General features: G+C 70.0%; 10 protein-coding genes. 4 read left to right on the forward strand and 6 right to left on the reverse strand.

Annotated features, from left to right (window positions below; all coding sequences use genetic code 11):
• Positions 1–82: 82 nt before the first annotated feature.
• Positions 83–1,240, forward strand: a complete 1,158-nt coding sequence (locus ACGFR9_RS14725; protein ID WP_030216376.1) for an acyl-CoA dehydrogenase — start codon at positions 83–85, stop codon at positions 1,238–1,240.
• Between the two features lie 64 nt (positions 1,241–1,304).
• Here ACGFR9_RS14725 and ACGFR9_RS14730 read toward each other — a convergent pair whose 3' ends face one another.
• Positions 1,305–2,468, reverse strand: coding sequence for a phosphatidylserine/phosphatidylglycerophosphate/cardiolipin synthase family protein (locus tag ACGFR9_RS14730; RefSeq protein ID WP_393207410.1), 1,164 nt, complete (start codon positions 2,466–2,468; stop codon positions 1,305–1,307).
• A 235-nt stretch (positions 2,469–2,703) separates the two neighbouring features.
• On the opposite strand from ACGFR9_RS14730, the gene ACGFR9_RS14735 reads away from it, so the two are divergent.
• Positions 2,704–3,072: a four-helix bundle copper-binding protein gene (locus ACGFR9_RS14735; protein WP_393207413.1), complete on the forward strand. Its 369-nt coding sequence runs from the start codon at positions 2,704–2,706 to the stop codon at positions 3,070–3,072.
• Positions 3,073–3,129: 57 nt separating this feature from the next.
• Here the strand turns inward: ACGFR9_RS14735 and ACGFR9_RS14740 are convergent, their stop codons facing one another.
• Positions 3,130–4,365 carry an LCP family protein gene (locus ACGFR9_RS14740; protein ID WP_393207416.1) on the reverse strand — a complete coding sequence of 412 codons (1,236 nt, stop codon included), beginning with the start codon at positions 4,363–4,365 and terminating at the stop codon, positions 3,130–3,132.
• A gap of 119 nt (positions 4,366–4,484) precedes the next feature.
• On the opposite strand from ACGFR9_RS14740, the gene ACGFR9_RS14745 reads away from it, so the two are divergent.
• Positions 4,485–5,042, forward strand: a complete 558-nt coding sequence (locus ACGFR9_RS14745) for an acyl-CoA thioesterase (protein WP_393207419.1) — start codon at positions 4,485–4,487, stop codon at positions 5,040–5,042.
• Between the two features lie 162 nt (positions 5,043–5,204).
• Here the strand turns inward: ACGFR9_RS14745 and ACGFR9_RS14750 are convergent, their stop codons facing one another.
• A complete protein-coding gene (locus ACGFR9_RS14750; RefSeq protein WP_393207422.1) occupies positions 5,205–6,566 on the reverse strand; it encodes an LCP family protein in 1,362 nt (453 codons plus the stop codon).
• A gap of 243 nt (positions 6,567–6,809) precedes the next feature.
• Here ACGFR9_RS14750 and ACGFR9_RS14755 point away from each other — a divergent pair, with 243 nt between their 5' ends.
• Positions 6,810–7,847 carry a glycosyltransferase family 2 protein gene (locus ACGFR9_RS14755; protein ID WP_393207425.1) on the forward strand — a complete coding sequence of 346 codons (1,038 nt, stop codon included), beginning with the start codon at positions 6,810–6,812 and terminating at the stop codon, positions 7,845–7,847.
• A gap of 60 nt (positions 7,848–7,907) precedes the next feature.
• Here the strand turns inward: ACGFR9_RS14755 and ACGFR9_RS14760 are convergent, their stop codons facing one another.
• The 3 genes from ACGFR9_RS14760 to ACGFR9_RS14770 form a co-directional block, all read right to left on the reverse strand.
• A complete protein-coding gene (locus ACGFR9_RS14760; protein WP_393207428.1) occupies positions 7,908–9,488 on the reverse strand; it encodes an LCP family protein in 1,581 nt (526 codons plus the stop codon).
• A 152-nt stretch (positions 9,489–9,640) separates the two neighbouring features.
• Positions 9,641–11,281: an LCP family protein gene (locus ACGFR9_RS14765; protein WP_393207555.1), complete on the reverse strand. Its 1,641-nt coding sequence runs from the start codon at positions 11,279–11,281 to the stop codon at positions 9,641–9,643.
• A 74-nt stretch (positions 11,282–11,355) separates the two neighbouring features.
• Entirely contained in the window at positions 11,356–13,128 is a 1,773-nt protein-coding gene (locus tag ACGFR9_RS14770; RefSeq protein WP_393207431.1) for an LCP family protein, read from the reverse strand.
• Between the last annotated feature and the right edge of the window lie 212 nt (positions 13,129–13,340).

The raw sequence follows: 13,340 nt of genomic DNA on the forward strand, positions 1-13,340 counted from the left end.
CCGTGGATGACGCTCTAAAATTTGAGTTACTTAACGGTAGTTAGCGTGATCAGCATCGCAGCGTTTTGGAGCGTGAGAGACCTTGGCCGGATCGGCTGACTTCGACCTGTACCGCCCGTCCGAAGAGCACGACATGCTTCGCGACGCCGTCCGCTCGCTGGCCGAGGCGAAGATCGCGCCGTACGCCGCAGCGGTGGACGAGGAGGCCCGCTTCCCGCAGGAGGCCCTGGACGCCCTCACCGCGAACGACCTGCACGCGGTGCACGTCCCCGAGGAGTACGGCGGCGCGGGTGCCGACGCGCTCGCCACGGTCATCGTGATCGAGGAGGTGGCCCGCGTCTGCGCGTCCTCCTCCCTCATCCCGGCCGTGAACAAGCTGGGCTCGCTGCCGGTGATCCTCTCCGGCTCCGAGGCGCTGAAGAAGAAGTACATGACCCCGCTCGCCAAGGGCGACGGCATGTTCTCGTACTGCCTCTCGGAGCCGGACGCCGGCTCCGACGCGGCCGGCATGAAGACGAAGGCCGTCCGCGACGGCGACTTCTGGGTGCTGAACGGCGTGAAGCGCTGGATCACCAACGCCGGCGAGTCCGAGTACTACACGGTGATGGCCGTCACGGACCCGGCGAAGCGCTCGAAGGGCATCTCCGCCTTCGTCGTCGAGAAGTCCGACGAGGGCGTCTCCTTCGGCGCCCCGGAGAAGAAGCTCGGCATCAAGGGCTCCCCGACCCGCGAGGTCTACCTCGACAACGTACGCATCCCCGCCGACCGCATGATCGGCGAGGAGGGCACCGGCTTCGCCACGGCGATGAAGACGCTGGACCACACCCGCATCACCATCGCCGCCCAGGCCCTCGGCATCGCCCAGGGCGCCCTCGACTACGCCAAGGGCTACGTCAAGGAGCGCAAGCAGTTCGGCAAGCCGATCGCCGACTTCCAGGGCGTCCAGTTCATGCTCGCCGACATGGCCATGAAGATCGAGGCCGCCCGCCAGCTCACGTACGCGGCCGCGGCCAAGTCCGAGCGCGGCGACAGCGACCTGACCTTCCAGGGCGCCGCCGCCAAGTGCTTCGCCTCCGACGTCGCCATGGAGGTCACCACGGACGCCGTCCAGCTCCTCGGCGGCTACGGCTACACCCGCGACTACCCGGTCGAGCGCATGATGCGCGACGCGAAGATCACCCAGATCTACGAGGGCACGAACCAGGTCCAGCGCATCGTGATGGCCCGCAACCTGCCGTAGGGGACGGCGGGGGAGGGCGTCCGTGAGCCGGGCGCCCTCCCCCGGTCCCGGCCGCCGCCCGCCGTCACAGGAAGCGGCGGATCGGCGTGACCGCGGCCTCGGCGAGGCGTGCGGACAGGGGGCGGCGCCGCCAGCGGGCGGGGTCGACGGTCTCGCTCAGCTTGCGGTCGGCGTCGAAGTCGCCGTCCAGTTCGGCGGTGAAGTCCTCGTCGAGGACGGCCAGCATGACCTCCTCGTCGTGCTCCAGGGAGCGGCGGTTGAAGTTGGTGGAGCCGATGAGGGAACAGACGCCGTCCACGGTGATGACCTTCGTGTGCAGCATGGTCGGCTGGTACTCCCGCACCTCCACGCCCGCGTCGACGAGGGTCTGGTAGTGCTGCCGTCCGGCCAGTCGGCACGCCCGCTGGTCGGTGTGCGGGCCGGGCAGCAGGATCTCGCCCCGCACTCCCCGGCGGGCGGCGTCGGCCAGCAGGCCGATGAAGTAGGGATCGGGTGCGAAGTAGGCGGTGGAGAGCCGGAAACGCTCCCGCGCCGAGGTGATCACCACCCGCAGCAGGGTCTGCATGTCCTGCCAGCCGAAGCTGGCCGAACCCCGCACCACCTGGACCGTGGCGTTCCCCGGCTGTTCCTGGTGGGTGAATCGGTCGTGCTCGTCGTACAGGTCGTCGTGGCACTCGGCCCAGTTCTGGGCGAAGGCCGCGGCGATGCCGTCCACGGCGGGCCCCCTGACCTTCACGTGGGTGTCGCGCCACTCGCCCGGGCCGCGGGCGTCACCGCACCACTCCTCGGCGATGCCGACGCCCCCCGTGAAGGCGGTGTGCTCGTCGGTCAGCAGGACCTTGCGGTGGCAGCGGTGGTTCTGCCGCAGCGGGGAGAGCCGGGTGGGCTTGCGGAACCAGGCCACCTGGACGCCGGCGTCGTCCATGGCGTCCAGCAGCTCCGGTTCGATCTCCTTGGCGCCGAAACCGTCCAGCAGCAGCCGTACGCGCACCCCCGAGCGCGCCCGCTCGGCCAGGGCGTCGGCGAACTTCCGCGCTATGTCGCCGCGCCAGTACACGAACGTCATCATGTCGACGGTGTGTTCCGCGGCGTGGATGGCCTCCAGCATCGCGGGGAAGATCCGGTCGCCGTTGCGCAGCGGAACGAGCTCGTTGCCCTCGGTCGCGGCGATGCCGATGAGCCGTTCCAGTCGTCTGCGCAGCCGCTGTCGCTCCTGCTGCGTTGTCACGTGTGCTTTCCCCTCCTGCTCGACCCGCCCCGTGGCACGGCCGCTGTCGTTCCGGCCGCCTCTCCTCTCTTTGCCGCTGCCGGAGGTTCCACGCGGGCGTCCCGTGTGTCCTGCCCGACAGAGGGCGGGTGGGCGTCCCGGCCCCTGTGGTGGTCATGGGGCCAAAGGCGTAGGACGGAGAGGGCGGGGGCCGGGCCCCGGCCCTCCTTCCGTCCCTGCTCCCCCGGGAGGAACCATGACGCAGCAGCAGCCGGCCACCATGGAACCGATGAGCCAGGACATGCGGGACTGCATCGACGCCTGTATGGCCTGCCACGGTGTGTGCGAGGAGACCATGAGCTCCTGTCTGCAGAAGGGCGACCGGGCCCGGATGCCGATCATGCGGGCGCTCATGGACTGCTCCGAGACGACCCGTACGGGCGCGGACATGATGATGCGCCGCTCGCCGCTGGCGAACGAGATGTGCATGATGTGCGCGCAGGCCTGCGACATGTGCGCCGAGGCGTGCATGTCGGTGCCGGACGACGAGCGGCTGGCGCGCTGCGCCGAGTCCTGTCGCCGCTGTTCCGAGATGTGCCGTGCGATGGCGGGCGCCGCCATGTGACGCCGGACATGGCTGTGGGCACCCCACCCGGGGTGCCCACAGCCGTTCTCAGGTCTCTCAGTTGCCCTTGACGGTGACCTTCTCGTCGTTGTTCAGCTCGTTCACCAGCTGCTTCACCTTGGCCTTGTCCCAGAGCAGGTTGCCGCCGGTGGAGCCCGCGATCGGCATGTTCATGGACGTGCCGTCGCCGCCACTGACACCCTTCATCGACCAGAACATGTCGGCCAGGTCGAACAGGCCCATGTCCTTGTCGACGATCAGGGAGTCCAGGCCGGCGCCCATCGTCGGGTAGAGCTTGAAGGGGTTGAGGATGGTGCCCGGCGTGGCCACCTGGTTGGCGAGGGCCGAGAGGAACTTCTGCTGGTTCTTCGTACGGTCCAGGTCGGAGCCCGCCAGCGCGTACCGGGTGCGGACGAAGGCGAGGGCCTCCTCGCCGTTCAGGGTCTGCTTGCCCTTCTTGAAGTCGGCGCCGGACTTGGTGTCCTTGATGTCCTGCGGGATGTCCATCTCCACGCCGCCGACCGCGTCCACGATGCTCGCGAAGCCGCCGAAGCCGATCTCCACGTAGTGGTCGATGTGCAGGCCGGTGTTGAACTCGACGGTGCGGACCAGCAGTTCGGGCCCGTCCTCGGCGTAGGCGGCGTTCAGCTTCACCTGGCGGCCGGTGCCGGGGTAGGTCTTGCCCGACTCGGAGCCCACGAACGACGGGATCTCCACGTTGGAGTCACGGGGCAGCGAGATCAGGGTGGGGGCGTTGTCGCCGGTGTGCAGGATCATCATCGAGTCCGTGCGCTTGCCGTCGGCGGACCCGGTGTGCAGCTTCTTCTTGTCCTCGGCGGTCATGCCCTCGCGGCTGTCGGAGCCGACGATGAGGTAGTTGGTGCCCTCGCCCTTCTCCGGCCGCTCGATCACCTTCGACAGGTCGACGTCCCGGTTGAGCTTGGAGTCGGCCCAGAAGTACGTGCCCACGGTCGTCACGACCAGCACCGTGACCAGGGTGATCGCCGTCCACTTGATACGGCGGCGCCAGTCCGGCGCGGGACGCCCCGGGCCGTGACCTCCGCCACCGCCCGCCCCGCCGTACACCTGGCCGGTGTTGTAGCCGCTGTCGTGTCCGTCCACGTACGACGGCTGCTGCGGGACACCGCCGTAGGCGCCCTGCCCGGGAGGGGCCGCCGGGCCGCGGCGGACCTGCCGCATGACACGGGCGCCCTCGGGCTGTGCGCTCGCGCTGCCGCGTCCGTAGCGTCCGCCGCGGTTGTCGTCGGGCCGTGCCTCGGGCCAATCAGTCATGGAAGACAGTGTGCAGGTCCCCGCCGTGCGCCATACAAGGGTCGTCGGAAAATCAGGGCACCGCTGTTGCGAAGCTGACACAAATTCCGCAGATCCGACCACGGCATAAGGTGGAGGCCATGACAGATCAGGCCCCCGCCGCAGCACCGGACGGTCCGGACATCCCGGGCAAGCCCACCTCGGCGTCCCGTACGACCCTCAGCCACATCATGACCCACAACGACACCAATCTGCTGGGCACGGTGCACGGCGGAGTGATCATGAAGCTGGTCGACGACGCGGCGGGCGCCGTCGCCGGACGGCACTCCGGAGGGCCTGCCGTCACCGCCTCCATGGACGAGATGGCCTTTCTGGAGCCGGTCAGGGTCGGCGACCTGGTCCATGTGAAGGCCCAGGTCAACTGGACCGGCCGGACCTCGATGGAAGTAGGCGTACGGGTCCTGGCCGAACGCTGGAACGAGTCCGCCCCGGCCACCCAGGTCGGCTCGGCCTACCTGGTCTTCGCAGCGGTGGACGCGGACGGCAAGCCCCGCAGGGTCCCCCCGGTCGTACCGGAGACAGAACGGGACGAACGCCGCTACCAGGAAGCCCAGATCCGCCGCACCCACCGCCTCTCGCGCCGCCGGGCGATCATGGAGCTCAGGGAGAAGCGAGCGGCGGAGGGCTTCGACGCATAGGGGCGCGGGGCAGTACCGAGGTGCGGCTCCGCCGCGTGGACGCGAACGGGGTCGGCCCTCCAGGGGCGCGGGGAACCGCGCGAAGGGGGGTCTGGGGGCAGCGCCCCCAGGGACGGGACGGGAAGGGGCGGCGGGGGCGAAAAACCCCACGCACCGTTCTCCTCACGAGCACCCCACCTCATCCCCCCGCACCACCCCGAACTCCCCCTGCCCAGGATCCTGCGCCCGCACCTTCCGCACCTTCTCGAAGTCCGCCCCCGCGATCACCTTCAGCGTGGCCCCCTGCCCCTTCACCACACGCAGCTCACTGCCGGGCAGAGCCGCCGCCAGCGACTTCGCGGACCGATCCCACCGCGGGTCGTAGGCGACGACCGTCCGCCGAACGTCCCGCTCCGCCGCGTTGACCGGCGCCCGGGTCGTACGGAACCCGGTAGCCGTCAGCGCGGCGTCCACCCGTCGCCCCAGCCCCGCCGTACGCGTCCCGTTCTCCACCCGCACCCGAATCTGCCGGGGGTCCACCGGAACCCGGACCGCCGCATCGGCCGTACGCCGCACGGACAGCGGCTCGTCCCGCCGCAACGCGTCGAAGATCCGCGCGGCCTTCTCGGCGTCCCACTTCAACGTCGAGCCGACCCCCTTCACCGCATACCCCATCCGCCCGATCGGCACGGTGGTGAACTCGGACGAGGCCGGCGAGAAGTTCCGCATCGCCCGCCCGAGATCGAGGAGTTCACCGGTACCGAAACCCTCGTCGGCCCGCACGGACCCGAGCACCGCCCGCGTCACGTCCCGGAACCTCATCGGGTTCAGCAGGATCCCGGAGGACGTGGCCCGCTCCACCAGTGCCGCCATGAAGTGCTGCTGGCGCCTCATCCTGCTCAGGTCGGAGGCGCCGTCGACATGCCGTGCGCGGACGTACTGCAGCGCCTGGCCGCCCTTGAGGGTGTGCCGGCCGGGGCGCAGGTCCAGGCCGGTGTGGTCGTCCTTGAGGGCCTTGTCGGTGCAGATCTCGACGCCGCCGACGACGTCCACGGTCTTCATGAAGCTGGTGAAGTCGACCTCCAGATAGTGGTCGATCTTCACCCGGGTCATCTTCTCGACCGTGCGCACGGTCAGCCGCGGCCCGCCCTCCGCGTACGCCGCGTTCAGCTTGACCGGGTGCCCCTTGTGCCGCTCCCCGCTCACCCGGTCGGTGTGCGGCGGCGTCATGGCGTACGAGTCACGGGGCAGGCTGACGACGCTGGCGTGGTCCCGGTCCGCCGAGATGTGCACGATCATGATCGTGTCGGTGCAGTTGCAGGGCGTCCCGCCGAGCCGGTACTCCTGCCGCTCCGCCTTGCCGATCTCCTCCCGGCCGTCGGTGCCGACGAGCAGGATGTTCATGCCGTGACCGGCCTCGGGGCGGTTCTTCATGTCGCGGAACGGGTCGACGCGGGCGATGTCGTCGTCGAGGCCGCTCATCACCGCGTGCCCGATCCCGGCCGAGGCCAGCACCACGACCGACAGTGAGGTGACGGTACGCATCACCCAGCGCGGCTTCCCGCGCGCCGGCGCCGGTGGCCGCGGGGTCCGGCGGGGCGGCCGCGGGCGGTGCTGGGGTGCGGTGCGGGGCCGGGGGGACCGCGGCGGCGTGGGCAAGGGGGGACACCTCCGGACGACGGCCGTACGTGGGATCGTGAGCACGGTAGGCCGATACGATCTGCGGCCCGCCGGATCGCCCCCGGCGCGCGCGGTGGTGTCCCCCGTTCGCGGTAACGTGAGCCCCCTATGAACGCCAATCCCGACGTGCGGCTCCCCGCCGTTTCCGTGATCATGCCCGTCCTCAACGAGGAGCGGCACCTGCGTGGTGCCGTACGCGCGATCCTCGCCCAGGAGTACGCCGGCGAGATGGAGGTCGTGATCGCCCTCGGTCCGTCCGCGGACCGCACGGACGAGATCGCCGCCGAGCTCGTGGCCGAGGACCCGCGGGTGCACACCGTGCCCAATCCGACCGGCCGCACCCCGGCCGCCCTCAACGCGGCGATCAAGGCCTCGCGCCATCCGGTCGTGGTCCGCGTCGACGGGCACGGGATGCTCTCCCCGAACTACATCGCGACCGCCGTACGGCTCCTGGAGGAGACCGGCGCGCAGAACGTCGGCGGCATCATGCACGCCGAGGGGGAGAACGACTGGGAGCACGCCGTCGCCGCCGCGATGACGTCGAGGATAGGCGTGGGCAACGCCGCCTTCCACACCGGTGGCGAGGCCGCGCCCGCCGAGACGGTGTATCTGGGCGTGTTCCGGCGGGAGGCGCTGGAGCGGCAGGGCGGTTACAACGTGGAGTTCATCCGCGCCCAGGACTGGGAGCTGAACTTCCGCATCCGTGAGGCCGGCGGGCTGATCTGGTTCTCGCCGGAGCTGAAGGTCTCGTACCGGCCCCGGCCGAGCGTGCGGGCACTGGCCAAGCAGTACAAGGACTACGGCCGTTGGCGGCACGTCGTGGCCCGCTACCACTCCGGTTCCATCAACCTGCGCTACCTCGCCCCGCCGACGGCGGTGTGCGCGATCGCGGCCGGGATCGTGGTGGGCGCGGCACTGACCCCGTGGGGCTTCGTGGTGCCCGGCGGCTATCTCGCGGCGATCGCCCTGGGGTCCGTACCGGCGGGCAAGGGTCTGCCGCTTAAGGCGCGGCTGCAGATACCGGTGGCGCTGGCGACCATGCACATGTCGTGGGGCTGGGGCTTCCTGACCAGCCCGAAGTCCCTGGCGAAGAAGGTCATCGCCTCGCGCCGCCCAGCCGTCACCGCGGACGCGCCGGCCACCTGACGTTCCCGTCGTGCGTGAGCCCCTTCCCGGACGCCGGGAAGGGGCTCACGTACGTTCGGTTCACCAGGTGAAGCCCGTACCGACGTGCATGCACGCCTTGTCGTCGGCGCCGTTGAGCGCCTGTGCCGACTCGGGGGTGGTGTTGTCCTCCTCCGGCGCCTTGTACGTCGTACCCTCGCGCCAGTCGGCGCCGACCACGAGCGTGACGCCGGACACCTCGGTGGAGCGCCTCACCTCGCTCGCCGGGATGCCGAGGGCGTCGGCGACGCGGCGGGCGTCGCCCTCCAGGTCGGCGCTCGGGTACCGCACCATCGTCCGCTTCTCGCTCAGGGCGCTGGTGGTGTCGGCGCTCGCCGTGGTGAAGCCCTTCTCCCGCAGTGCCGCCACGACCGTACTGGTGCGTCCGGATGCCGCGGCGAGGGTGTCCGTGCGGGTGCCGTTGCGGACCTGTACGGCGATGTCGGCGTCGTCGGCGGCCGGGTCCGACGGCGCCTTCTCCTCGGCCTTCACCGGCTCGGCGTCCTTGCCGTCGAGGGCGATGTCGTCCCGTACGAGACGGAACAGCTGCTCCGCGTCCTCGGTCGGTTCCACGCGGGCGCCCACGTACCGGTTGGGCATCGTCGTCATGGTGATGCGCTTCGGCTCCACCTTGCGCAGCTCGGTGCTCAGGTCGTACAGCTTCTTCACCGTGTCGAGCCCGGGGTCGACGGTGAGCGCCTCGGTGGCCTTCTCGGCCAGCCTGCGCAGCTTGTTGGGGTTGCTCAGCGTGGCGTTCTCACGCAGCTCGCGGACCAGTGAGTTCATGTACATGTGCTGCGCCTTGGCGCGGGCGAGGTCGCTGCCGTCCTCGAAGCCGTAGCGCGTACGCAGCCATTGCAGGGCCTGCTCGCCCTTCACCGGGTGGGTGCCCTTCTCCATCTTCAGACCGGATCCGTGGCCCTGGCTGTCGCGCGAGTGGATGTTGGCGTCGACGCACACCGGGACGCCGCCGACCGCGTCCGCCATGGAGACCACGCCCGCGAAGTCGACCATCACGAAGTGGTCGATGTGGATGCCGGTGAGCTCCTGCCAGGTGGCCACCGTGCAGCCGGGGCCGCCGTGCCCGAGGCTCTGGTTGGTCATCGTCCGCCCGTTGCTCGCCGGGTACACCGTTCCGTCGTCCGGGTCCGTGCACTTGGGAATCTCGAGCAGGGTGTCGCGTGGCATGCTGACCACGGACATGTTGGACCGGTCGGCGGACAGATGCACCAGCATCTGCACATCGGCGAGCGGGGTCGAGCCGAACGTCTCGCGGGCGCCGCCGAGTTGCTGGTTCTCCTCGGTGTCCCGCGCGTCGCTGCCGATGAGCAGGATGTTCAGCGGGGTCTGCCCGGCCGCGTTCGGCGTCGGCTGGGCGACCTTGGTGTCGCCCAGGTTCAGGGTGTCCTTCTTGATGTTGTGGTTCAGCTGCCGGTAGTAGAGGTAACCGGCCCCGGCCGTACCGACTATGAGCAGGGCGAGGACCGCCGCGAACCATTTGAGCAGCCGGCGCGCCCGCCGCGGGCGGGGGCCGCCTTCGTCCTCGCCCTCGGTCGGACTTTCGTCCGGGTCCACCTCACGCTCGCCGTCACCCAGTGTCTCCGGTGCGGCGTTCCGCGTCACTGCCGCCGTTCTCCCCACTCCTGGCAACCCCTCGCCTCGTGAAGCAGGCCCGTCCTGCGTCCTGTTAGACGCACGACGGGCCCGTCAGTTGCCCCGGTAATCCAACCGACTTCAACAAGTTACGCGGGAGCGCGGGAAGCTTCGGGAGGGCGCTACCAGCGGTAGGGCTTGTACACGTCCATGCACGTGCCCGTCTCCGCGCCGTTGAGGGCGTCGGCGTCGTCCGGCAGGTCACCGGCGGCGGGCGGAGCCTGCTGCGGATAGGCCGTCCCCTCACGCCAGTCCGCGCCGATCACGACCGTGACACCGGAGACGTCGGCGGACTGCCTGACGGAACTCGCCGGGATGCCGAGCGACTCGGCCACCCGCCTGGCGTCCCCCTGCGAGTCGGCCGCCGGATACCGTACGACGGTCCGCTCCTCGGCGAGCGCGCGGGAGGTGTCCGGCGCGGCGCGGGTGAAGCCCTTCGTCACCAGGGACTGGGCGATCGCGTTCGCCCTGCCGCTGACGGGGCCGAGGGTCGTGGAGCGGGTGGCGTTCCGCACGAGGACACCGATCTCGGCGTCGGGGGCGGCGGGGTCGGCGGAGGCCTTGTCCTTCTCGTCCTTGCCGCTCGCCGTGTCCTCGCCGTTTTTGCCGCCCTTGCCGTCCTTGCCGCCTTTGTCGTCGAAGGCCACGTCGTCGCGGAGCATGGTCCACACCCGTTCGGCGTCGGTGCCGGCCGCGAGCAGGTGGTTGCTGTTCTGCGGGTCCTCCACCGTGGGCAGCGTCGTCATGGTGATGCGGTCCGGCGGCACCGTCTTCAGCTGCATCCCCAGGTCGTACAGCTTCTTCACCGTGCCGATCTCCTCCGAGACCGTCAGCGAACTGGTCGCCGCCTCCGCCAGGTCCATCAGCCTGCCCGTGTCGGTGAACACGTTCTGGTCCCGCAGGGTGCGGATCATCGAGTTCATGTACATGTGCTGGGCCCGCGCCCGCAGCAGATCACTGCCCCAGGCGTGCCGGGTGCGCAGCCACTGCAGCGCCCGCTCACCCTCGACCTTCTCCGACCCGGCCCTCATCTTCAGGCCCGAACCGCCGGGCACGCCGGGCAGCGGACGGTCCCACACGTTCTGGTTGACGCACACCTCGACGCCGCCGATGGCGTCGGCCATCGACACGACGCCGGCGAAGTCGATCGTCATCCAGTGGTCGATGTAGACACCGGTGAGGTTCTCCCAGGTGGCCAGGGTGCAGCCGGGGCCGCCGCGGGCCAGCGAGGTGTTGATGATGTCGTTGGTCGCCGGATAGCCGTCCCCGGTCTTGGGGTCGGTGCACGCGGGGATGTCGACCCGGGTGTCGCGCGGGATGCTGACCACGGACGCGCTCTCGCGGTCGGCGGCGAGGTGGATCAGCATCTGCACATCGCCCAGCGGCGGATTGCCGCGGGTGTCCCGGCCGCCGCCGAGCGCGACGTTCTTGTCGGAGGCGCGGCTGTCGGAGCCGATCAGCAGGATGTTCAGCGGCGTCTGCCCGGCCGCGTTCGGCCCGGTCCTCTGCGCCTTGGAGTCACCGCTGCTGCGCTCACCCTTCTCAATGTTGCCGTTCAGATGCTCGTAGTACAGGTAACCGGCGCCGGCCGTCCCGAGTATCAGTACGGCCAGGGTCGTCGCCGACCAGCGCAGCGCGCGCCTGCCCCGCCCGGCGGACGGTCGCCGCCCGCCGGCCGGCGGGCCGTCGGTGCCGTCCGGGGCCTGCGGCCCGCCGTCCGGCAGGCCGGGGCCGGGCTCCTCCTGCACACCGCTCCGCGTCACGGTCACCGTCTCCCCCTCGCACCACGCAACGGGCCTGCCCCGCGCCCTGTAGGACGCGGAACAGGCCCGTCAGGTCACTTGGCGCACTCGACCTTGTCCGCCGTGGACTTCTCGATGTCGTCGGGCGCCTTGTCCGGGGTCGTGAGCGGGATGCCGGCACCCTTGAAGTCCTTGCCGAGGGTCAGCGTCATCGCGGGCACGCCCTGCGAGTTGGTGACGCTCTCACCGGGCTTCATCGCCGACCCGGACAGCCCCAGGATGGCGGCCAGACGGCGTGCCTGGGCGGCCTGGTCGGGGGCGTACTCCAGCGTCGTCCCGCTCAGTTCCTCGGGCGCGTTGCCGGCGTTCTCCGACTTCTCGACGCCCTGGTCCACCTGCAGCCAGCTGAGGGTCTCCTGCGCGCTGCCGGACTTGGCGCCGCCGTTGAGGATCTGCACCCGGACCTCGGAGGCCGGTGCCTTCTCGCCCTTCAGCCGGGCGGCGACGGCGGCCTTCTCCTTCTTCTTCTGCTGCTTGACCTCGGTGAAGGAGACGTCGTTCCTGATCAGGTCGAAGATCGCCGGGGCCTTCGCCTCGTTGAGGACGACGGTCGCCTTCACCTTCTCGGCGGGGTTGTCCAACACCGGAATCGTGGTGAAGGACAGGTTCTTGGTGTCGAGCTTGCCCAGCTCCAGTCCGAGGTCCTTGAGCTTGTTGATGCTGTCCAGCTGGGAGTCGACGGTGAGTGCCTTGGTGCCCGCCTCCGCCAGCTTGATCATCTTTGTCGGGCTGGTGAGCGTGTCGTTCGACTTCAGCTTCCGCATCAGCGAGCTCAGGAACTGCTGCTGCAGCTCGATCCGGCTCAGGTCGCCACCCAGACCGACGGAGTGCCGGGTCCGTACGAACGCCAGCGCCTCCTCGCCCTCGATGGTGTGCGTGCCCTTGGGCAGCTTCAGATGCGAGTCGGGGTCGTCGATGTCCTTGGCCAGGCACACCTCGACGCCGCCGACGGCCGACGTCAGCGTCTTCACCGCGTTGAAGTCGGCCACCATGAAGTTGTCCGGCGTGATGCCGGTCAGCTCCGTCACCGTCCGCATGGTGCAGCTGGGCGTACGGCCGTCCTGGCCGAGGCTGGTGTTGAAGCGGGCACCGGTGGAGCCCGGGATGATCTTCTCGCTGCCGTCCTCCTGCTGCGTCGGGCAGTCGGGGACGTCGACTATCAGGTCACGCGGAATGCTCAACGCGGTCGCGTTGGAGCGGTCCTTGGAGACGTGCAGCAGGAGCGTGGTGTCGGCGTGACCCTCGCTGCCCGCGTCCCCGTATCCGTCGTTGCCCGAGCCGGTGCGCTTGTCGGTGCCGATCAGCAGGATGTTGATCGCCTTGTCCTTGCTGAAGCCACCCGTACTGGCGCCGTCGTCGGAGACGGACTGGATGTTGTCGTTCAGATGCTCCAGATAGAGGTAACCGGCGGTACCGGCGGCGAGCACCACGAAGGCCATCGTGCCGCCGGTCCACAGCAGGACCTTCCTCGTCTTCGACTTCTTCTTGGCCGGCCGGCGCCCGCGCCGCCCCGGCGGCGGCTCCTCGGGCGCGCCCCGGCGTCTGCGCTGCGGCGGCACCTCACGGTCCGGGGACTCCCGGTCGGGTGCGTCCCGGTCCGGTGTCCCCCGCTCGCGTTCGGGCGCGCGGCCCGACGGTGCCGGCCGGCCGCGTCCCGCGCCCGGGGGGCGTGGATCACGGGGCCCCGGGACCGCTGATTGCGGTGCGGAAGGGCCCAGTCGCAGTTCGTATTCGCCGGTGTCCGGGTTGAGCACCCACTGGTCTGCGGGATCGATGTTCTCCGCCCGCCCACGGCCTTGCGCGTCCACGTCGCTTGAATCCTCCGTCGGGCCCACGCGGCGCCTTTCCCCTCCCAAGGCGCTCGGGTCTCGGTCACACAGTGCGGGATTCTCAGGACAGGCCTGAAGGAACGGACGCACCGGAGCGCTCACACTAACGGTCCTGATCGAGTGGAAGCGACGGCGGTGACGAATTCCACTTCCTCACAAGTGGGCAATCCACCCATTTCCTCGGACAAAGG

The sequence above is a fragment of the Streptomyces sp. NPDC048584 genome (assembly GCF_043199595.1).
GTDB classification, from domain to species: Bacteria; Actinomycetota; Actinomycetes; order Streptomycetales; family Streptomycetaceae; genus Streptomyces; species Streptomyces edwardsiae.